21 protein-coding genes are annotated in these 19,219 nt (G+C 51.6%); 17 read left to right on the forward strand and 4 right to left on the reverse strand.

Annotated features, from left to right (window positions below; genetic code table 11):
- Nucleotides 1-22 precede the first annotated feature (22 nt).
- Nucleotides 23-505 (reverse strand): site-2 protease family protein, encoded by a 483-nt coding sequence (locus P398_RS0108050; protein WP_029334718.1) that lies wholly within the window; start codon nt 503-505, stop codon nt 23-25.
- A 155-nt stretch (nt 506-660) separates the two neighbouring features.
- Here P398_RS0108050 and P398_RS0108055 point away from each other — a divergent pair, with 155 nt between their 5' ends.
- The 8 genes from P398_RS0108055 to P398_RS0108090 all read left to right on the forward strand — a co-directional run bounded on the left by P398_RS0108055 (nt 661) and on the right by P398_RS0108090 (nt 8,814).
- A complete protein-coding gene (locus tag P398_RS0108055; protein WP_029334719.1) occupies nt 661-1,692 on the forward strand; it encodes a glyceraldehyde-3-phosphate dehydrogenase in 1,032 nt (343 codons plus the stop codon).
- 231 nt (nt 1,693-1,923) lie between these two features.
- Nucleotides 1,924-2,310 (forward strand): adenosylmethionine decarboxylase, encoded by a 387-nt coding sequence (gene speD, locus P398_RS0108060; protein WP_024371390.1) that lies wholly within the window; start codon nt 1,924-1,926, stop codon nt 2,308-2,310.
- Nucleotides 2,311-2,421: 111 nt separating this feature from the next.
- Nucleotides 2,422-2,793, forward strand: coding sequence for a hypothetical protein (locus tag P398_RS0108065; RefSeq protein WP_029334720.1), 372 nt, complete (start codon nt 2,422-2,424; stop codon nt 2,791-2,793).
- A gap of 12 nt (nt 2,794-2,805) precedes the next feature.
- A complete protein-coding gene (gene nrdR / locus P398_RS0108070; protein WP_024371392.1) occupies nt 2,806-3,273 on the forward strand; it encodes a transcriptional regulator NrdR in 468 nt (155 codons plus the stop codon).
- 42 nt (nt 3,274-3,315) lie between these two features.
- Nucleotides 3,316-4,668 carry a DnaD domain protein gene (locus tag P398_RS0108075; RefSeq protein ID WP_024371393.1) on the forward strand — a complete coding sequence of 451 codons (1,353 nt, stop codon included), beginning with the start codon at nt 3,316-3,318 and terminating at the stop codon, nt 4,666-4,668.
- A 5-nt stretch (nt 4,669-4,673) separates the two neighbouring features.
- Nucleotides 4,674-5,588 (forward strand): primosomal protein DnaI, encoded by a 915-nt coding sequence (gene dnaI / locus P398_RS0108080; RefSeq protein ID WP_024371394.1) that lies wholly within the window; start codon nt 4,674-4,676, stop codon nt 5,586-5,588.
- 309 nt (nt 5,589-5,897) lie between these two features.
- Nucleotides 5,898-7,835, forward strand: a complete 1,938-nt coding sequence (thrS, locus tag P398_RS0108085; protein WP_029334721.1) for a threonine--tRNA ligase — start codon at nt 5,898-5,900, stop codon at nt 7,833-7,835.
- Nucleotides 7,836-7,947: 112 nt separating this feature from the next.
- The gene (locus tag P398_RS0108090; protein WP_029334722.1) at nt 7,948-8,814 is read left to right on the forward strand and encodes a DUF1002 domain-containing protein; all 867 of its coding nucleotides are present in this window, start codon (nt 7,948-7,950) and stop codon (nt 8,812-8,814) included.
- Nucleotides 8,815-8,844: 30 nt separating this feature from the next.
- Here P398_RS0108090 and P398_RS0108095 read toward each other — a convergent pair whose 3' ends face one another.
- Nucleotides 8,845-9,054: a hypothetical protein gene (locus tag P398_RS0108095; RefSeq protein ID WP_029334723.1), complete on the reverse strand. Its 210-nt coding sequence runs from the start codon at nt 9,052-9,054 to the stop codon at nt 8,845-8,847.
- Between the two features lie 339 nt (nt 9,055-9,393).
- On the opposite strand from P398_RS0108095, the gene infC reads away from it, so the two are divergent.
- From infC to pheT, 9 genes are all read left to right on the forward strand, one after another.
- Nucleotides 9,394-9,924 carry a translation initiation factor IF-3 gene (infC, locus tag P398_RS0108100; protein WP_024371398.1) on the forward strand — a complete coding sequence of 177 codons (531 nt, stop codon included), beginning with the start codon at nt 9,394-9,396 and terminating at the stop codon, nt 9,922-9,924.
- Nucleotides 9,925-9,954: 30 nt separating this feature from the next.
- On the forward strand, nt 9,955-10,149 hold the full coding sequence (rpmI, locus tag P398_RS0108105) for a 50S ribosomal protein L35 (protein WP_021065641.1): 195 nt from the start codon (nt 9,955-9,957) through the stop codon (nt 10,147-10,149).
- A 28-nt stretch (nt 10,150-10,177) separates the two neighbouring features.
- Nucleotides 10,178-10,537 carry a 50S ribosomal protein L20 gene (gene rplT / locus P398_RS0108110; protein WP_024371399.1) on the forward strand — a complete coding sequence of 120 codons (360 nt, stop codon included), beginning with the start codon at nt 10,178-10,180 and terminating at the stop codon, nt 10,535-10,537.
- Between the two features lie 86 nt (nt 10,538-10,623).
- Nucleotides 10,624-10,878: a hypothetical protein gene (locus tag P398_RS0108115; RefSeq protein ID WP_024371400.1), complete on the forward strand. Its 255-nt coding sequence runs from the start codon at nt 10,624-10,626 to the stop codon at nt 10,876-10,878.
- Between the two features lie 23 nt (nt 10,879-10,901).
- Nucleotides 10,902-11,384 (forward strand): dUTP diphosphatase, encoded by a 483-nt coding sequence (locus tag P398_RS0108120; RefSeq protein WP_024371401.1) that lies wholly within the window; start codon nt 10,902-10,904, stop codon nt 11,382-11,384.
- 22 nt (nt 11,385-11,406) lie between these two features.
- A complete protein-coding gene (locus P398_RS0108125) occupies nt 11,407-12,486 on the forward strand; it encodes a M42 family metallopeptidase (protein WP_029334724.1) in 1,080 nt (359 codons plus the stop codon).
- Nucleotide 12,487: 1 nt separating this feature from the next.
- On the forward strand, nt 12,488-13,234 hold the full coding sequence (locus tag P398_RS0108130; RefSeq protein WP_029334725.1) for a TrmH family RNA methyltransferase: 747 nt from the start codon (nt 12,488-12,490) through the stop codon (nt 13,232-13,234).
- 301 nt (nt 13,235-13,535) lie between these two features.
- Complete coding sequence (gene pheS / locus P398_RS0108135) at nt 13,536-14,558, forward strand: phenylalanine--tRNA ligase subunit alpha (RefSeq protein ID WP_024371404.1); 1,023 nt, start codon at nt 13,536-13,538, stop codon at nt 14,556-14,558.
- Nucleotides 14,559-14,570: 12 nt separating this feature from the next.
- Nucleotides 14,571-16,946: a phenylalanine--tRNA ligase subunit beta gene (gene pheT / locus P398_RS0108140; RefSeq protein WP_029334726.1), complete on the forward strand. Its 2,376-nt coding sequence runs from the start codon at nt 14,571-14,573 to the stop codon at nt 16,944-16,946.
- Between the two features lie 44 nt (nt 16,947-16,990).
- Here pheT and P398_RS0108145 read toward each other — a convergent pair whose 3' ends face one another.
- Complete coding sequence (locus tag P398_RS0108145) at nt 16,991-18,013, reverse strand: PTS transporter subunit IIC (protein WP_024371406.1); 1,023 nt, start codon at nt 18,011-18,013, stop codon at nt 16,991-16,993.
- Nucleotides 18,014-18,358: 345 nt separating this feature from the next.
- Nucleotides 18,359-19,171, reverse strand: coding sequence for an alpha/beta fold hydrolase (locus P398_RS0108150; protein WP_029334728.1), 813 nt, complete (start codon nt 19,169-19,171; stop codon nt 18,359-18,361).
- Between the last annotated feature and the right edge of the window lie 48 nt (nt 19,172-19,219).

The following is a 19,219-nucleotide window of genomic DNA, read 5'->3' on the forward strand; positions in this document are numbered from 1 at the left end:
TTGAAGCGGGATGCGTTTTTTGTTAGTTGAGCGGGTCGGCTTCAGGTTTCCCTTTACGCCACGTGTCATAAATGGCGCGGCCATCGCTCGGGTGTCCGTTCGAATAGTAGATCGGATAGAGCGAGAAGAACACGTAATAAAACGAGAAATATGCGAATTGATACGTATAGATCGTCGGTTCAAGCTCGCGTGTCAAGATGAATCCGTTCACGATCAAAATACTAGCTAGATTGAAGATAGAGCCGCCCGCGTAGACGATGCTCCTCGTCAAGCGATTACTATACTTCAAGTCAGAAAATTGGCACCAAGCGTCATAGAAATAGACGCGGTTAAACTGTAGCCGACCGATTTTAAATAGTTTCTTTCCTGTCCCGATCTCCATATCAAGCGATCCTCCGAATAATTTCGCGAAAAAGAAATGCCCGAACTGATGGATAATTGTCACAATCGGTAAAATGATAAAGAACGAGATGACGAATTTGTCTAAGTCTCCCCAACTAAACATAATACATAACTCCTTTCCAAGCTCTACACCAAATTTCCCTCTTTTTCAAAACTGAAACTGTAAAAAAGTGAAAGAAATGTGACGATTGATAGTGAAAACGCTTCCAATTATCCGTTATAATGGTGTCGTAACGCAGAAAAAAAGGGGGAACTAGAATGGGGACGAAAGTGGCAATCAATGGTTTTGGACGTATCGGGAGAATGGTGTTTCGGAAGTTGATGCTCGAAGGACGGCATGACGTCGTGGCCATCAATGCGAGTTATCCGGCAGAGACGCTCGCACACTTGATCAAACACGACACGGTCCACGGGCCGTTCACGTTGACGGTACGGGCGCATGGGGATGCGCTCATCGTCGATGGGAAACGAATCGAGCTCGTATCGGAGCGCGATCCGGAAAGGCTGCCGTGGGGGGAGCTTGGTGTTGAGATCGTCGTCGAGGCGACGGGGAAGTTCAATTCTGATATCGGGGCGAAGAAGCATTTGACGGCAGGTGCGAAGAAAGTCATTTTAACGGCGCCGGGGAAAGGTGATGTGCGGACGATTGTGATGGGGGTCAATGATCGCGAGTACACACCGGAGCATGATCACGTCATCTCGAACGCATCATGCACGACGAACTGCCTCGGACCGGTCGTCAAAGTGCTCGACGCGACGTTCGGGATTGAGACGGGACTCGTGACGACGGTGCACGCCTACACGAACGACCAAAACAACATCGACAATCCACATAAAGATTTACGCCGGGCCCGGGCTTGTGGTACTTCGATTATACCGACTTCGACCGGGGCCGCGAAAGCAATCGGACTCGTCTTGCCCGAACTTCAAGGTAAACTGAACGGGATGGCGCTTCGTGTCCCGACGCCGAACGTCTCGCTCGTCGACCTCGTCGTCGAACTGCGCCGCGACGTCACGGTCGACGAAGTGAACGAGGCGTTCGAACGGGCAGCCCACGGGGAGATGACTGGCATTCTCGGCGTCTCGAACGAGCCACTCGTCTCGATCGATTTTAACGGTGACGAACGGTCGTCGATTATCGATGCGGATTCGACGATGGTGCTCGGCGGGAACCATGTTAAAGTGCTCGCGTGGTATGACAATGAATGGGGCTATTCGTGCCGTGTCGTCGATCTGTTAGACATGGTCGCGAGCTACCTTCAAATCGGGCGACAAGAAACCCACGCTTAAAAAAATATATTTAACCGAAAATATTTTTAAAGAATTGAAACAAATATCTTGTAACGACGTCCCAAACACGATACACTCAATCTCGTGAACTTCAATTGGTCTGACAAACGCAACTTAAAGGGTTAGGACCTCTCTGGACTAACTTGCCCCCGTGGTTGTGGGCGATTCAGGCACAAAGTGAGTGATCATCAACTACTTTGAGACCATTGATGTAAAGGGGGATCCACTAATATGGATACTATGGGACGTCACATTATTACAGAACTTTGGGAGTGCAATCCCGACAAATTGAACGATATCGACTACATCGAGCGCTTGTTCGTCGATGCAGCACTTCGCTCGGGCGCTGAAGTCCGCGAAGTCGCTTTCCACAAATTCGCACCACACGGTGTAAGTGGGGTCGTTATCATTTCAGAATCACACTTAACGATTCACAGTTTCCCAGAGCATGGTTACGCATCAGTCGATGTGTTCACATGTGGGGATCGTATCGATCCGGCTACAGCGTCACAGTATATCGCTGAAGGTTTGGATGCGAAAGTGCGTGAAGACGTCAAACTTGATCGTGGGATGGGACCAATCCGTGTTCCTGAAGCGCAAGTGGCAATCAGCAAATAATCAGATTGACCTTTTGAGGCTGGCCGATTTTCGGTCAGCCCTTTTAATTGTTTTGTTGGAGCCTTAATTTTGATATGCTTAACGTATATAAATGAGTTGTTGAGGTGGAAAATGGGATTATTCGATAAGTTTCAAACACATATTCAAACTGATGATTCGCATAAAAATGAAGCGTTGCGCACCCGTTACTTCGCGGCGTCGCCGAACGCGGTGCTGACATGGTTAAGTGAACAAATCAAAACACAAGGCGAAACGGTCCGTCGCGTCGATTCTGAACGTGGGGAACTTGCTTTTAACGGTGAGGGCTGGGACGCACTCGCTACAATCATTCAAGTCGATGGGGGACGGACGGCCGTCGATTTCACGATGAATCGGGAAAGTCGGATCGGTCCGGACCTCGGCCCGCTCGTCACGAAGTATTATGAGGCGTTAGAGCAAAAATTCCCGCTCCGTGCCATCGGAAACCAATCTGTCGAACGATAAGGAGGGCTGAGCATGCGTTGTCCTAAATGCGATCATAACGGAACGAGGGTGCTCGACTCCCGTCCTGTCCAAGATTTTTACTCAATTCGACGCCGCCGGGAATGTGAACAGTGCGGTTATCGGTTCACGACGTTTGAGACCGTTGAACAAACGCCGCTCATCATTGTGAAAAAAGATGGAAATCGAGAAGAGTTCAGCCGTGAGAAAGTGCTTCGAGGCATCATACGGGCCTGTGAGAAACGACCGGTCACGCTCGAACAACTCGAAGGCGTCGTCACAAAAGTCGAGCAGCAGTTACGTGCCCTCGGCCAGTCCGAGATTCCGAGTGAACAAGTCGGTGAACTCGTCATGAACGAGCTCGCCCGTGTCGATGAAGTGGCTTACGTCCGCTTCGCCTCGGTCTACCGCCAATTTAAAGATATCTCTGTGTTCTTTAAAGAGTTAGAAGATTTAATGAAGCAAGAGAAATCGACCAACTAAAGGGGCGGCCTTCTGGTCGTCCTTTTTCAGGGGAGAATCATTATGGAAAAAGAACGGACCATATTCGGAACCGATGAATTATTGATCATGAGTACCGGACTCATCGATCGCGAATCGTATCAGTCACTCTATCATTTGTACCAACCGGTCATCGGAGTGAGAGCGCTCGCGTTATACCAAACGCTATGGAGCGAGTTGAAACCGGGCAAGATGAAATCGAACTATATGTCGCACAGTGCGCTTTGTGAACTGCTTGATTATTCGATCAACGAGTTGACGGACAGTTTGTTCCGCCTCGAGGCGATCGGTCTCGTGCGCACGTACAAGACGAAAGATGCCCGCGTGACCCAGTACGTCTATCAACTGCGTGTACCGCTCGCACCGCACACGTTTTTAAATGACGGGCTGTTGTCGAGTTTTCTCTTTTATAAAGTAGGAGAAGTTCGCTTCAAACAGCTGCAAGGACGGTTCACGATCGATCCGCTCCCGGCGGGCATCGTCGAAGTGACGAAAGACTTTAATGAAGTGTTCGACGTCAAAGGCGTCAATCATATGGCGTTCACGCAAAAGAACTATGAGAAACCGGATCGGGCGAAGATTGAAATCAACTATACGTTTGACATGGATATCGTCAAAAAGTTGACGAACTTCCCGGTCGGTTTCTTCACGAAGAAGCTTGATGAGACGATCACGAAACTTGCCTACGTCTCCCAAATCGATGAAGAATTGATGGCGGAGATGCTGAAAGAGTATTTCGTCCACGAAGCGTACTTGCCGCTCAGTGAGCAAGAGAAGCGCGACGGATGCCGTCAAATGGTTCTTCAATTGAAGAAAAAGCAGACGCGGCACCGAAAAGTGAAGTCGGATGAGACGACAAAGGCAGCGGTTGGCGACTTGCACGACGTCGCCGTCATGGAAACGGCACACCCACATCAATACGTGTCGACGCTCCGGAAGACGCCGCAGCTCTCGAAGAGTGATGAACAGCTCATCATCGAGATGGTCGATACGCTCGGCCTCGCGCCAAGTGTCATCAATGCGTTGTTCTACTATTGTATCGAAGTGAAGAAACAGACGCGGCTCAGTGAAAATTATGTCATGCGCATCGCCACGAGCTGGAAGACGGCAGGTTACCTCCATGCGAAAGACGCGCTCGAGCAAGAAGCGACACAAGACGCCTTGATTGAGAAAAAACAACAAAAACGCGAAAACGTGCAACGGACGACAGTCGGGGCGAGACGGAAGACACAACAGACCGAGCTACCGAAATGGCTCGAAGAGGAAGCGAAAGAGCAACGTTCCTACGATCAGAAGCGGAAACAAGAGCTCGAGTCTTCGGTGCCAGACGACGCCGAGCTCGTCAAGCTGCTCAATGAATTGAAAGAGAAAGGATGAGGGACATGGAACGCATCAATCAAACGCTTGCCCAGATGATGAATCGGAAAGAAGTGCGGGAAGCGTACGAGTCGATTCGCCGGCGAACCCTCGAGCATCCGGGCATCATCGCATTTTTACGCGCTCATCCAGAATTGGACGAGTCAGCGATCGAAATCGGCTTCACGAAGTTGAGTGAATACGCCGAACAAATGGACGGGAAGAAACTCGTGGAAGAGCATGCCGTCATCCCCGGTCATCAACCAGTCCTTTACGTCGATCTCGGACAAGTCGCGATCCGTTATGAAGAGACGGTGAAGCATCGTCAAGCGCGGCGACAAAAAGAGATGGACCGTAAGTTCAAGAGCCTGTTCTTGCCTGAAGAAGTACGGGAAGCGAGCTTTGATTCGTTCGATTGGTCCGATGATGCCAGAAAGATCGCGCTCCGCGAGGCGATGCGATTCGTTTCAGGCATGAAGACCGGTCAAAAAGTGAACGGGCTCTATTTACACGGCAGCTTCGGTGTCGGGAAGACGTATCTCCTCGCCGCCATCGCCAATGAGTTGAAAGTCGCGGACATCGAGACGATTCTCGTCCACGCGCCGGGCTTCGTCTCCGAGGCGAAACGGAAAATACGGACCGACTCGTTCGACTCTTTCTTGACGTCTTTCCAACACGTTCCGGTCCTATTGATTGACGACATCGGGGCGGAAGCGATCAGCCCATGGGTTCGTGACGAATTGTTCGGAATCATTTTGCAGTACCGCATGATGCACCGTCTGCCGACGTTATACAGCTCAAACTTTAGCGGAGAAGAGCTGGAGACACATTTCTCAATCGATGGTTCCCCGCAAAACAAGATGAAAGCGCAACGGCTCATGCAACGGATTTCAACGACGACGACACAAATCGAGTTGAAAGGTGAAAATCGCCGTCGTTAAAGGATTGTTTTTCTCGATTAGGTTGACTATACTAATAAGCATATAACCGATGCAGGAATAGAGGACACGAGATGTCGATACGGGTTTCTAAGCGAGGGAAGGTTGGTGCGAGCTTCCTAAACACGACGACCGTCTTACTCCCTCTTAGCACCGTACGGGACAATCGTGCGGCGGGTCACACTCGTTATCGTGTGTTCGAGCCAAGCTTCTGCTTGGGAACGAGGGTGGTACCACGAGAATCAAAGCTCGTCCCTTTCATAGGGATGGGCTTTTTTTATTTTTTTCTAAATAGAGAGGGGAAGTTGACACATGATTCATTTAACATTTCCAGATGGCGCCGTCAAAGAGTTCGAGGCGGGGATCACAGCAGAAGAAGTGGCGGGTTCGATCAGCCCAGGACTTCGTAAAAAGGCGATCGCCGCCAAAATTGACGGTGAACTGATTGACTATCGCCGTCCAATCAATCAAGACGGCCGTATCGAGCTCGTCATGCCTGACTCGGAAGACGGACTCGATTTGATGCGTCACTCGTCAGCGCACTTGATGGCACAAGCGATCAAGCGTCTTTACGGTGAAGAAGGCTCGATTTATCTCGGGATCGGCCCGACGATCGAGAACGGATTCTATTATGATATCGAGATGGACCGTCGCATCAACGAGGAAGACCTTCCAGAAATCGAGAAGATGATGAAGCGTATCGTCGACGAGAACCTCGACATCACACGTGAAGTCGTGTCACGTGACGAGGCGCTCGCCCGTTATAAAGAACTCGGGGACCCGCTCAAAATCGAATTGCTCGAAGACATTCCGGCCGATGAGACGCTCACGATGTATCATCAAGGTGAATTTTTCGACCTTTGCCGTGGACCACACGTTTCATCGACGTCGAAATTGAAAGTGTTCAAATTGATGAGTGTCGCCGGTGCCTACTGGCGTGGCGATTCAAATAACAAAATGCTCCAACGTATTTACGGGACGGCGTGGGCGACGAAAGAACAGCTCGCGGAACATTTGCGTCTTTTAGAAGAAGCGAAAGAGCGTGATCACCGTAAACTCGGAAAAGAGCTCGATCTCTTCTTCGTCTCACAAGAAGTCGGTCAAGGCTTGCCGATGTGGCTCCCGAAAGGTGCGTCGATCCGCCGCACGGTCGAACGTTATATCGTCGACAAAGAGCTCGAACTCGGCTACCAGCATGTGTATACGCCGGTTCTCGGCTCGGTCGACCTGTATAAGACGTCTGGACACTGGGACCACTATCAAGACGACATGTTCCCGAAAATGGAGATGGACAATGAGGAACTCGTTCTCCGACCGATGAACTGCCCACACCATATGACGATTTACAAGCACGAGCCGCGCTCGTACCGTGAGTTGCCGCTTCGTATCGCTGAACTCGGCGGTATGCACCGTTACGAGATGTCTGGAGCGCTCACAGGCCTTCAACGCGTCCGTTACATGGTATTAAACGATGGACATACGTTCGTCACACCGGAACAGATGAAGCAAGAGTTCAAAGACATCGTTCATTTGATCCAAGAAGTATACGCCGACTTCGGCATTAAAGACTATCGCTTCCGCTTGTCGTATCGTGACCCGGCCGACAAAGAGAAGTACTTCGACAACGACGCGATCTGGGAGACGGCCCAACGTCAGTTGAAAGAGACGATGGACGAGCTCGGTCTCCCGTATTTCGAGGCAGACGGAGAAGCGGCGTTCTACGGACCGAAGCTTGATGTCCAAGTCCGCACGGCGCTCGGCAAAGAAGAGACGCTCTCGACCGTTCAACTCGACTTCTTGCTCCCAGAACGTTTCGACTTGACGTACACAGGTCCGGACGGCAAAGATCACCGCCCGATCGTGTTGCACCGCGGTGTCGTCTCGACGATGGAACGGTTCGTCGCGTACTTGATCGAAGAGTACAAGGGCGCCTTCCCGACATGGCTCGCACCGGTCCAAGTGAAGTTGATCCCGGTGTCGCACGTCCATGACGAGTATGTCGCAGAAGTGAAAGCGGAGCTCGTCAAACGTGGCGTCCGCGTCGAGACGGATCTTCGCGACGAGAAACTCGGCTATAAGATTCGTGAGGCACAGATGAAGAAAATCCCGATGACGCTCGTGCTCGGCGACAAAGAGCGCGACGAGCGGGCGGTCAACATCCGCCGTTACGGCCAACAAGAACAAGTGTCGGCTTCACTCGACGAATTTATCACGTCGTTGACGGAAGAAATCGCCAATCGTTCACGTTAAACGAGGGACCATCCTTCTTCGGAAGGGTGGTCTTCTTTTCGGTCTAAAGACGGATGCGAAATAGGTGAGAGAACACGTAAGGTAGAAGAAAGGAGTGATTATCTTGAAATTTATGAAACCATTCGTAGCGCTGACAATCGGTTCGGTCGTCGCGACGAGCATGATACCAAAAGTAAACGCAGAAGCCATCGTGGACGATACAATCGTCACGCTCGGGGAGTCGCTCTCCTCGAACCAGCAACAGTGGGTGCTCGACCGCGTCGAGGCACCGGCCGGCATCGATCCGATTATCGCGACCGTGGCCGACGAAGAAAAATATTTAGGAGACGCGGTTCCACAAGCCCAGCGTGGGGGTGGGATGTACTCGTCGGCCCGCATCAAATTGATGGAGGAAGGCACAGGGTTGAACATTAAGACGGAGAACGTCACGTGGGTGACGGAAGATATGTATGCGAATGCACTCGTCACGGCCGGTGTGACCGACGCAGACATCTACATCACGTCACCGATTCGCGTGACCGGCACGTCCGCTCTCACAGGCATCATGAAGGCGTATGACGTCACCGCCAGTGAGACGGGCATCGAATTGAGTGAAGAGCGGAAAGTGCTCGCCCAAGAAGAACTCGCCGTCACGTCAGAAATCGGGAAAACGGTCGGCCAAGACGATGTCGCGGGTCTTATGAACGAGATCAAAGCGGCGATCGCCAACGAAAAACCAGAGACGAACATCGAGATTCGCGATATCGTCATTCAAGTGCTCAATCAAAACAACGTCCAGCTGTCAGACACGCAACTGAACCGTTTGACAGGTCTGTTCGAGAACATGCAACAAGCGAACCTCGATTGGGGATCGATCAGTGACGGGTTGAAAGGGGCCGGACAAAACGTCCAATCTTTCCTCGAACAAGAAGAAGTCAAAGGGTTCTTCGCCCGATTGTTCGCGGCGCTCAGTAACTTCTTCAAATCGTTGACGAATTAAACAGGTTTAAAAAAGGGCTCACGCCCTTTTTTAATACCAACGTTTATAGATGTAATCCCGCGCGCTCTTGTTGTCATCGACAATCTTCAACGTGATCCGGTTCATCTCTTCGAGAAGGTCGGTCAACACCGCTTTCAGCTTCTCATCTTCAAGTCCGTGATGACGCATCGTTTCTGTAACGATCCGCTCGACTTGGTCATGATAATTATGGTCATCACCGATCTTATTTCGCCAATCCATGTCCATCCCTCCCTTTTTTATTTTTATTCCCGTACAAAAGGTATTGCGAAACGATGGAATGACTGTTATTATCATAAAAGTGTGAGCTACCAATTATTCATGCGCGAATTCTTGACATCTTTTCCTGTTAGTGTTAAGATGACTTAGTGATTAAAAACAACAAAGCAGAAGCGCCCGCTTCTCACCTCGTCCGAACAGCTTCGGTCAGGTCCATCATGTACGCAACTCAAAGTCGGAATTGTTCCGCTTTGGATTCGAAATGATGTGTGGGCGGGAAACTGCCGACGCTTTTTTTATTGCCATGTTGTCTTATCAATCTAAAACTCGTGCAATCGCACGATGGAGGTGCTAACCATTAGCAAAGAGCTCTTTATCAACGAAAACATTCGTGCCCGTGAAGTTCGCTTAATTGGAGCGGACGGTGCACAACTCGGTGTGCAATCGCGCAGTGAAGCATTACGCTTGGCTGAAGAGGCTGAACTCGACTTAGTCTTGGTCGCCGACAAAGCAAACCCACCGGTCGCTAAAATCATGGACTATGGTAAATACCGTTTCGAACTCCAGAAAAAGGAGAAAGAAGCGCGTAAAAACCAAAAGGTCATCCAATTGAAAGAAGTACGCCTCAGCCCGACAATCGAGGAAAATGATTTCCAGACGAAATTGCGTAACGCTCGCAAATTCCTTGAAAATGGAAACAAAGTGAAGGCGTCGATCCGTTTCCGCGGACGTGCCATCACACACTCGGAAATCGGCAGACGCGTTATGGAAAAATTGGCGGCGGAATGTGCCGACTTGGCAACAGTTGAACAAAAGCCGAAGATGGAAGGACGCAGCATGTTCTTAGTGCTGGCTCCGAAGAAAGAAGATTAATCATCGAGTCATAGTGGGGAGGAAATACTCATGCCGAAAATGAAATCGCACCGTGGTGCTTCAAAACGTTTCAAACGTACTGCATCAGGTAAACTCAAGCGTTCACACGCTTACACAAGTCACTTGTTTGGTAACAAATCGACAAAAGCGAAACGTAAGCTCCGTAAAGGTGCTATCGTATCAGCTGGAGACTTCAAACGCATTCGCAACATGATCGCGAAGTAATACAGAAGGAATTTAGGAGGGAAACTATATGCCACGCGTAAAAGGCGGTTATACGACTCGTCAACGTCGTAAAAAGCAAATCAAATTGGCCAAAGGTTATTATGGCGCAAAACATATTCTATTTAAAGTAGCAAAACAACAGGTCATGAAGTCACTCATGTACGCATACCGTGACCGTCGTCAAAAGAAACGTGATTTCCGTCGTCTTTGGATCACACGTATCAATGCGGCAGCACGCACAAACGGCCTCTCATACAGCCGTATGATGCACGGCCTCAAGCTTGCAGGGATCGACATCAACCGTAAGATGCTTGCTGAGCTTGCTGTGACGGATGCACAAGCGTTCGCGTCACTCGCTGACACAGCTAAATCAAAATTGAACGCTTAATCGTTCAAACGAAAGCGCCGAGATAATGTCTCGGCGCTTTCTTTTTTCTCGGTAATTTCTTAAGATGAAGAGAAGGAGGAGAACGTATGGATCAATCGGTTTTAGCAATCATCGCCGTGGCGCTCATCGTCTTGAACGTCTTCACGTACATCCAAGCGAAGAACTACACGCACGGGAACGGTGATTTCAACATATTATACGCTTACGCGGGCGGCGCGATCGGTGCGCTGTTCGGGCTTCATTTGACACGCAAGAAGACCGTTCATGCCCCAAAAAGCGTCCAATTACAAGTATTGATTTTAGCAGTGGGCTGGTCTTTAATGATTTTAGTACTGCTTTAAGTGGAGAATAGGAGGAGCAACCGGTGAACTGGACAACATTATTTGATCAGCAGCGTCGTTTGGATGAGCGGATCAAAGAAGAACATCAACTATCCGGGAACCAATTCGATGAGCGCTTGCTCGCGTTACACGTCGAACTTGGGGAACTCGCCAATGAGACCCGTAGTTTTAAATTTTGGTCGACGAAAGGCCCGTCGCCTCAAGACGTGATCTTAGAGGAGTATGTTGACGGCATGCACTTTTTACTGTCACTCGGCCTCGCCCTCGGTTATGAACGGGAGTCGTTCCCGGCCGGTAGCTCGTATCTTGATGCGACTGATGCTTTTTTAGACGTTTTCCGGAAAGTGACGAATTTTGGTTTGTCGAAGACGGAAGCGATGTACGAGACGCTGATGGCGGCATATCTCGAACTCGGTTATACGTTAGGGTTTAATGAAGAATTGATTATGATGGCGTATATGTCGAAAAATCAAGTGAACCATGAGCGACAAGATCAAGGCTACTAAACGGAAAAAGGAGCGATATGAGATGAACGAATCATTACATATGTTAAAACGATTGACGGATGCGACAGGTGTCCCAGGAAACGAAGGGGAAGTCCGATCTCTCATGCGCGAATACCTCGAACCGCACGTCGAATCGTTTGAACAAGACGGACTTGGCAGCTTGTTCGGGCGTGTGACCGGAGACGCCGATGGCCCGCGTGTCATGATTGCCGGCCATATGGACGAAGTCGGCTTCATGGTGACACGAATCGAAGAAGGAGGGTTCCTTCGTTTCCAAGCACTCGGCGGTTGGTGGAACCAAGTGCTATTGGCACAACGCATGGACGTCGTGACGCGCTCGGGTGAAAAGATTCCTGGCGTGATCGGGGCGAAGCCGCCACACGTCTTGCCGATGGAAGCCCGCAAAAAACCGGTCGAGATTAAGGACATGTTCCTCGATATCGGCGCGACATCGAAAGACGAAGTCGCCGAATGGGGAATTCGCCCGGGAGATACGGTCGTCCCGCATTGTGAGTTCACGGTCATGAAAAATGAGAACTTCTTGATGGCAAAAGCATGGGACAACCGAATCGGTTGCGCCATCGCGATCGAAGCGGCGAAACGTTTGAAAGAAGAAACCGTGCCAGGTGTCGTCTTCTCCGGTGCGACCGTCCAAGAAGAGGTCGGTTTGCGCGGTGCGGTGACAGCGGCCAACTTGATCAAACCGGACGTCGCCATTGCCGTGGATACAGGCATTCCGGGAGACACGCCGGGCATGACGCCGGCTGAAGGGTTGTCTAAACTCGGAGAAGGGGTCCAAGTCATCTTCTTTGATGCGACGACGGTCACGAATCCGCGTTTAATCGATTTGATCGTTGACGTGGCGAAAGAGAATGACATCAAGTATCAATTAGACTTGACGCCGGGTGGCGGTACGGACGCTGGTCGTTTCCATCTATCAGGTGTCGGGATGCCGGCCGTGGCGCTCACGGTACCGGTCCGTTACTTGCACACGAACGTCTCGATTATTCATAAAGCGGATTATGAGGCGGCGGTCGATTTAGTCGTCGCACTCACAAAACGATTAAATCACGAAACGGTTCAATGGTTGAAAGAGGGATAATATGACGAAAATCACGTCTACGAAAAGTGAGACCATCAAGCGGTTGAAACGGTTGATGACGAAAAAAGGCAGACAAGAGTCCGGGCAATTTCTTGTCGAGGGCGAGCATTTGGTCGACGAGGCGATTCGTGCCGGTCGTCTCGTTCAGTTGATCATGGGTGAATCATACTCGCCAAAGAACTCGTGGCGTCTAGATGAAATGCCTGTGCTCGAGTTATCGGACCACGTCGCCGATTTGTTGTCTGAGACGGAGAAGACGCAAGGCGTGTTCGCTGTCGTGAACATGTCCCCGGTCGAGCGGAAGATGAAGCACGTTCTCGTCCTCGATCGGATTCAAGACCCTGGTAACTTAGGGACGATGATTCGGACGGCTGATGCGGCCGGATTTGATACCGTCTTGCTCGGAAAAGGGACGGTCGACCCGTATAACGCCAAGGCGGTCCGGGCGACGCAAGGTTCACTGTTCCACGTGAACGTGAGCTCGGTCGATTTACTCGAGACGTTACCTGAATTAAAGAGTGAAGGCTTCCACGTGTACGGGACAGCCCTTTCAAAAGCGAAGTCATACGACCAAGTTGACTTCAACGAGAAAGTCGCTCTCGTCATCGGAAACGAGGCGCAAGGCGTTCACGCTGACGTCCTCGCCTTGTGTGACACGCGTGTCCATATCCCGGTGCTCGGTGACGCCGAATCACTCAACGCCGCGGTCGCGGCCGGGATTCTCATGTATCGCATCGCGCTAAAATAAACTTGTCAGCTTTTTTGAATCATGATAGGTTAGTTATATTGAACGTAATAGTATAGACGTTGAAGGAGCATAGTACGCGAACTACCGAACGAGTACAGGGAGCATGGGCCGTGATTGAGAGCCGATGCCTCGGGCGGCGCCGAATTCACTCTGGAGTCGTGTTGGAGACAACACCGGGTTGGCATCTCGATAACGATGCCTCTTAAGTGGGCCTCAAACGGCCAAGCAGGGTGGTACCGCGATTATTCGTCCCTTCAGTCATCGACTGAAGGGACTTTTTTTTGTAGAGGAGGAATTATTGATGAAAGAACAGTTAGAGTTGTTACAACAAGAGGCGCTCCAAGAGATTGGGGCGGCATCGACACAAAAGACGTTGAACGACGTCCGCATCAAATATTTAGGCAAAAAGGGGCCGATGACCGAAGTGTTGCGCGGGATGGGGAAACTCTCACCTGAAGAACGACCTGCCGTCGGCGAACTCGTCAACACGGTCCGCACGACAATCCAAGATACGTTAGAGGCCCGGATCGAGGAAGTGAAGGCAGTCGAACTCGAAGCGAAACTCGCGGCGGAAACGATTGATGTCACGCTCCCAGGTCGGACGTCATTGCCAGGACACACGCATTTGCTTCAACAGATTGTCGATGAGATGGAAGATTTGTTCGTCGGCCTCGGCTATACGATCGCCGAAGGTCCGGAAGTCGAGACCGACTTGTATAACTTCGAGATGCTCAACCTCCCGAAAGACCATCCGGCCCGCGACATGCAGGATTCGTTCTATGTCACAGACGAGACGCTCCTCCGGACGCATACGTCCCCTGTACAGGCACGGACGATGCTCGAAGCAGGCGGACAGCCGATTCGCATCATCTGCCCGGGCAAAGTGTACCGCCGCGACGAGGATGACGCGACCCACTCGCATCAGTTCATGCAAATCGAAGGGCTCGTCATCGATGAGCATATCTCGATGGCTGATTTGAAAGGGACGCTCGAATCGTTCGTCAAGCAGTTGTTCGGTGAGACGCGTGAGATTCGTCTCCGTCCGAGTTTCTTCCCGTTCACCGAACCGTCAGTCGAAGTCGATATCTCTTGTTTCAAGTGCGGCGGCAAAGGCTGCAACGTCTGTAAGAAGACGGGCTGGATTGAGATCTTGGGTGCTGGGATGGTGCATCCACGTGTGCTCGAGATGGCAGGCTATGATTCGACGAAGATGTCTGGATTCGCATTCGGAATCGGTGTCGAACGGATGGCGATGTTAAAACATGGGGTGGACGATATTCGCCACTTCTATACAAACGACTTACGCTTCATCGAGCAATTCTAAGGGGGATCACACATGTTATTATCAAAAAAATGGTTGAATCAATATATTGATGTATCCGATTTGAGCGGACAAACGCTTGGCGACTTAATCACGAAAAACGGGATTGAAGTCGAGAGCGTCGTCAGCCGGTCTGAAGGTTTGTCGGGACTCGTCGTCGGGCATGTCCTCGCTTGCGAGAAGCATCCGGAGGCTGACAAATTGAACGTGACGACGGTCGATATCGGCGCGGAAAGCCCGGTCCAAATCGTCTGTGGCGCGCCGAACGTCGCCGCCGGTCAACACGTCATCGTGGCGACGGTCGGAGCCCGTCTCCCGGGACTCAAAATCAAGAAAGCGAAGCTACGCGGCGTCGAGTCGCAAGGGATGATTTGCTCGCTCGAGGAACTCGGGTTCGAGAAAAAACAAATTCGTGAAGACGAGCAGGACGGCATTCACACGTTCCGTGAACCTGTCGAAATCGGTGCAGACGTCATCCGCCTGTTAGACCTCGACGATGAAGTAATCGAACTCGGATTGACTCCGAACCGCTCGGATTGCTTGAGCCTTTACGGGATCATTCATGAAGTCGCGGCCATTCTTGAGCGTCCATACACATTACCGACTGCCGACGTGACGACAGATGTCGCGAACACGGTCAGCGTTCGTCTCGAGACAGACAACTGTCCGTACTATGCGACACGCCGTGTCGACGGCGTCGTCATCGGTGACTCACCGCAATGGTTGAAAAACATTTTGATTGCAGAAGGCGTCCGTCCGATCAACAACGTCGTCGATGTGACGAACTACGTCATGCTCGAGCTAGGTCAACCGCTTCATGCGTTCGATACGGCGAAACTCGGAACGACGATTGCTGTTCGTCAAGCACATGACGGGGAAGAAATCGTCACGCTCGATGACGTAACGCGCACGCTCGATGCCTCGATGATGGTCATCACGAACGGCGAACAGCCTGTCGCCATAGCCGGTGTCATGGGTGGAGCGAACACTGAAGTCGATGCGACGACGTCGAGCATCATCCTTGAGTCGGCCTATTTCGCACCGGCATCGGTCCGTAAGACGAGCCGGACGCTCGGTTTACGCTCGGATTCGAGTGCCCGGTTCGAAAAGGGGGTAGACCCGGAACGGTTGCAATTGGCCCTTGATCGTGCGGCCGAACTCATCGTCGAAGTGAGCGGTGGCACAATCAGCGACATCGTCATCGCTGGGGACAAAGACTCGGCGGCCCGGACGATTGACGTCTCTGTCGCTTATATCAACCATCGACTCGGAATGGATCTTGAGCAGGCGACGATCGTCCGCATCTTGGAACGTCTCGGTCTCGATGTGACCGGTGATGAGACGTTGACGGTTCACGTACCGTCTCGTCGTCCTGACTTGGAATTGCCGGCTGACATCACGGAAGAAGTGGCACGCCTCTATGGCTATGACAGTCTTCCGTCGAGCCTTCCGGCGTCGCGCTCGAAAGGGTATCTTCCGAAAGAGAACGTGTTGCGCCGTCACGTCCGTCGTGTCCTTCAAGGCGCAGGGCTGTCGCAAGCCATCACGTACTCGCTCACGAGTGTCGGGAACGCCTCGCGCTTCAGTGGGGCCGATTTGACGCAAGTGAATTTGGCGATGCCGATGAGCGAAGAGCGTTCGGTGCTCCGGACATCAATCATCCCAGGATTGCTCGAGGCGGCTCGTTATAATACGTCGCGTCAACAAGCCAACGTGCGATTGTATGAGACAGGACGCGTCTATGTCGAACAAGGTGAGACGTTGCCACGTGAAACGGAGCGGGTCGCCGGCGTATTGACGGGACTCTGGTACGATCACCGTTCACAAGGAACGCGTGTCCCGGTCGATTACTTCGTTGCCAAAGGGGCTGTTGAGACGCTCTTGGCTGCGCTACGTGTCGAAGCGACGTATGAGGCGGCCGTGGTTGCGGATATGCACCCAGGTCGTACCGCAAACGTGCTCATCGACGGACGTGTCATCGGTTACGTCGGACAAGTCCACCCAGGCGTGTCCAAAGACGTGTACGGATTGAAAGAAGTGTACGTGTTCGAACTTGACTTGGACGTGTTGCAACAGACAGCCGAGCTCATCTATGAAGATGTGCCGCGTTTCCCATCCGTCACACGCGACTTAGCGCTCGTGTTGAAGCGTGACATCCCGGCCGGTCAAGTCGAAGCGACAATCAAACAGGCGGCTGGACCGCTGTTGATCGATCTCGCGTTGTTCGATGTGTACACGGGTGAGAACGTCGGGGAAGACGAGAAGTCGCTCGCCTTCTCACTTAAATATCAAGATCCGACGCGCACGCTTCAAGATGAAGAAGTGACAGCGTCTTACGAGGCGATTATCGCCGCTGTGAAAGTAGCTCACGGCGCTGACGTTCGCGCTTAACACAAAAAACTGCGATTCCTAAACTTAGGAATCGCAGTTTTTTGTCATTGCACTTCGAGTGCCAAGTCACCAAACTTCGTCCATCCGACGAGGCAAGTCACTTTATAAAGAAGGAACGTAATGACTGCCGGAAGCACGACGCCCGTGCCGACGAAGATGGCGAACGCTTCGACGCCTTGCGCCGCCAAGATGTTGAGTGGTGCGATCATTGAGTTCAAACCGAGGCCGGCAATCTCGTACGGTACTTCGAGCGAGAACCAGAGCGTCGCGATCGGGGCGCTGATCATGGCCGCGATGAACGGCGGCATGACGACGCGTGGATTTTTGACGACGTTCGGAAACTGGACTTTCGGTGTGACGAAGAACGATGCGACCAAACCGCCTGGGTCGGTTTGGCGATAGGCCATGAGCGTGAAACCGACGAACTGGGCCGTACAACCGATCAAGGCGGCAGCACTCGCGACTGGATCGAGTTGAAGCGCGATGGCGAGCGCGGCCGATGAAGCCGGTGACATGAGCATAACACTGAAGACGAGTGCGATGACGAGTGATGTGGCGATTGGTGACGTATTGACGGAAGCCGTGATGCTAGCGCTGATCGAGTTGATGAGCGGTGTCGTGACGGCAGCAGCCCCGACGCCGACGATGCCGCCGCCAAGGACGGCGGAAACCGGGACGACCATCATGTCAAACTTCGTCTTCCCGAGTACACGCTTTCCAATCCAGACGGCAGCAGCCGCTGCGATCAACGCACTGATCGGTTGACCAGGGACGAGGACGAGTCCACTTTCGGTCGGTTGGAGCGCGGCCCCGCCGACGGTCGCCGCAATCATCGAACTGAATAAAATGAGGGTATTCCCGCCGAGCTGATAGGCGACACCGGCACCGAGCGCCGGAGCGAGCAAGGACTTGGCGACTTGGCCGATTGTGACGAGCATATCGAGTCCTGTCATTTTACCGATCGTCTCGATCAGCAGTCCGACCCCGAGCGTGACGAGGACGGCGCTTGCCATCCCTGCTGATATTTTAATCATTCGATCCATTGCGTACTGTTTCACTTCCATCATCTCCTCTGTCTATTTTCCAACAAAAAAACCTATCCGGATGGGATAGGCGCACGATACAAACGGTGAGCGCCTCGTCCGAAACCATCGAAACAAGGGCCCAAAAATTCGTCTCGGTCATCGAGTCGATTTTCAGTCCCTTCGTCGAATAATAATCAGCAGGCCGTGTTGTGTCTGTGTATGCATGGCGTTTCGCTCCTCCGTTTTGCTAAGATTTGTCTTAGACTAACACGATAATTTTCAATAATCAATATTTTCTGAAAATTTATTTGAAAATATTTGTCGGCCGCCAAAAAAAGAAAGGTAACCGCTCATTTTTGTAAGCGTTACCTTTCTTGAGTTAATTCGTTAAGACGTGCTAGCCGTGATCAATCCGACTTGTTCATCGATAAAGTTCATCGATACGGTGTTGAAGATGTCCGGCTGGTCGACGTTAACGACGTGACCGGAGTCATGGACGACGTGAACGTTCGCTGTCGGCTGATGTTTCGCCGTGCGTTCGACCGCCTCAAGGAACATGTAGTCCTCGTCTCCCATCACGTACAAGATTGGAACGGACGTTTGAATCGACGAGAAATGGCGCAACAACGGATTCATGTTCTCGGTCATTTTGAACCAACGGATGAATTCACGCTGGCAAAGGTTAGCCGCATCGCGGACGAACATCATCCGAGACTTCTTGTGGCGTTTTTTCGGCAATAAAATCCAGGCGAACAGTTGATAGAGCCACATGTACGGGACGAAGCTTTGGACGAGGCTGCCGAGACGAATCAACAACGTCGATCGAACGTTGAATTTGACGATCGCGCCCCCGAGCACGACCGAGGCGATTCGTTCCGGATGATGCTCGAACATCGCTTGAATGACGATTGTCCCGAGCGATAGACCGACCATGTGGCCTTTTTCGATGTTCAAGTGGTCCATCACTTCGACTACGTCCTCGACGACGACGTCGAGTGTATACGCGTTGAGCGGTTGCGTCAACGATTGCTCGGCATCATACGATCCGCCATGGCCGCGCAAATCGAGCAACAGGACGTTGTATTTCTTTTTAAACGGTCGGATTTGACGATACCAGTGAGACAGGCTCCCCCCGGCGCCATGAATAAAGATGACCCAAGGATGATCGTCGCTTAATGTATACGTTTTATAATGCAACATGAACGCTATCCTCCAAAAATTTTTAAGTTCATTAAACCTTGAAACAAA

Origin of the sequence: Exiguobacterium aurantiacum DSM 6208 (genome assembly GCF_000702585.1) — a bacterium.
GTDB lineage: Bacteria > Bacillota > Bacilli > Exiguobacteriales > Exiguobacteriaceae > Exiguobacterium > Exiguobacterium aurantiacum.

Bases quoted from the DNA above. Each gene is read 5' to 3' on its own strand.
- P398_RS0108050 (WP_029334718.1), bottom strand. From the start codon at position 505: ATGTTTAGTTGGGGAGACTTAGACAAATTCGTCATCTCGTTCTTTATC.
- rplT (WP_024371399.1), top strand. From the start codon at position 10,178: ATGCCACGCGTAAAAGGCGGTTATACGACTCGTCAACGTCGTAAAAAG.
- nrdR (WP_024371392.1), top strand. From the start codon at position 2,806: ATGCGTTGTCCTAAATGCGATCATAACGGAACGAGGGTGCTCGACTCC.
- rpmI (WP_021065641.1), top strand. From the start codon at position 9,955: ATGCCGAAAATGAAATCGCACCGTGGTGCTTCAAAACGTTTCAAACGT.
- P398_RS0108125 (WP_029334724.1), top strand. From the start codon at position 11,407: ATGAACGAATCATTACATATGTTAAAACGATTGACGGATGCGACAGGT.
- P398_RS0108145 (WP_024371406.1), bottom strand. From the start codon at position 18,013: ATGATGGAAGTGAAACAGTACGCAATGGATCGAATGATTAAAATATCA.
- P398_RS0108115 (WP_024371400.1), top strand. From the start codon at position 10,624: ATGGATCAATCGGTTTTAGCAATCATCGCCGTGGCGCTCATCGTCTTG.
- P398_RS0108055 (WP_029334719.1), top strand. From the start codon at position 661: ATGGGGACGAAAGTGGCAATCAATGGTTTTGGACGTATCGGGAGAATG.
- P398_RS0108075 (WP_024371393.1), top strand. From the start codon at position 3,316: ATGGAAAAAGAACGGACCATATTCGGAACCGATGAATTATTGATCATG.
- infC (WP_024371398.1), top strand. From the start codon at position 9,394: ATGGAGGTGCTAACCATTAGCAAAGAGCTCTTTATCAACGAAAACATT.
- P398_RS0108150 (WP_029334728.1), bottom strand. From the start codon at position 19,171: ATGTTGCATTATAAAACGTATACATTAAGCGACGATCATCCTTGGGTC.
- P398_RS0108095 (WP_029334723.1), bottom strand. From the start codon at position 9,054: ATGGATTGGCGAAATAAGATCGGTGATGACCATAATTATCATGACCAA.
- P398_RS0108065 (WP_029334720.1), top strand. From the start codon at position 2,422: ATGGGATTATTCGATAAGTTTCAAACACATATTCAAACTGATGATTCG.
- dnaI (WP_024371394.1), top strand. From the start codon at position 4,674: ATGGAACGCATCAATCAAACGCTTGCCCAGATGATGAATCGGAAAGAA.
- speD (WP_024371390.1), top strand. From the start codon at position 1,924: ATGGATACTATGGGACGTCACATTATTACAGAACTTTGGGAGTGCAAT.
- thrS (WP_029334721.1), top strand. From the start codon at position 5,898: ATGATTCATTTAACATTTCCAGATGGCGCCGTCAAAGAGTTCGAGGCG.
- P398_RS0108130 (WP_029334725.1), top strand. From the start codon at position 12,488: ATGACGAAAATCACGTCTACGAAAAGTGAGACCATCAAGCGGTTGAAA.
- pheT (WP_029334726.1), top strand. From the start codon at position 14,571: ATGTTATTATCAAAAAAATGGTTGAATCAATATATTGATGTATCCGAT.
- P398_RS0108090 (WP_029334722.1), top strand. From the start codon at position 7,948: ATGAAACCATTCGTAGCGCTGACAATCGGTTCGGTCGTCGCGACGAGC.
- pheS (WP_024371404.1), top strand. From the start codon at position 13,536: ATGAAAGAACAGTTAGAGTTGTTACAACAAGAGGCGCTCCAAGAGATT.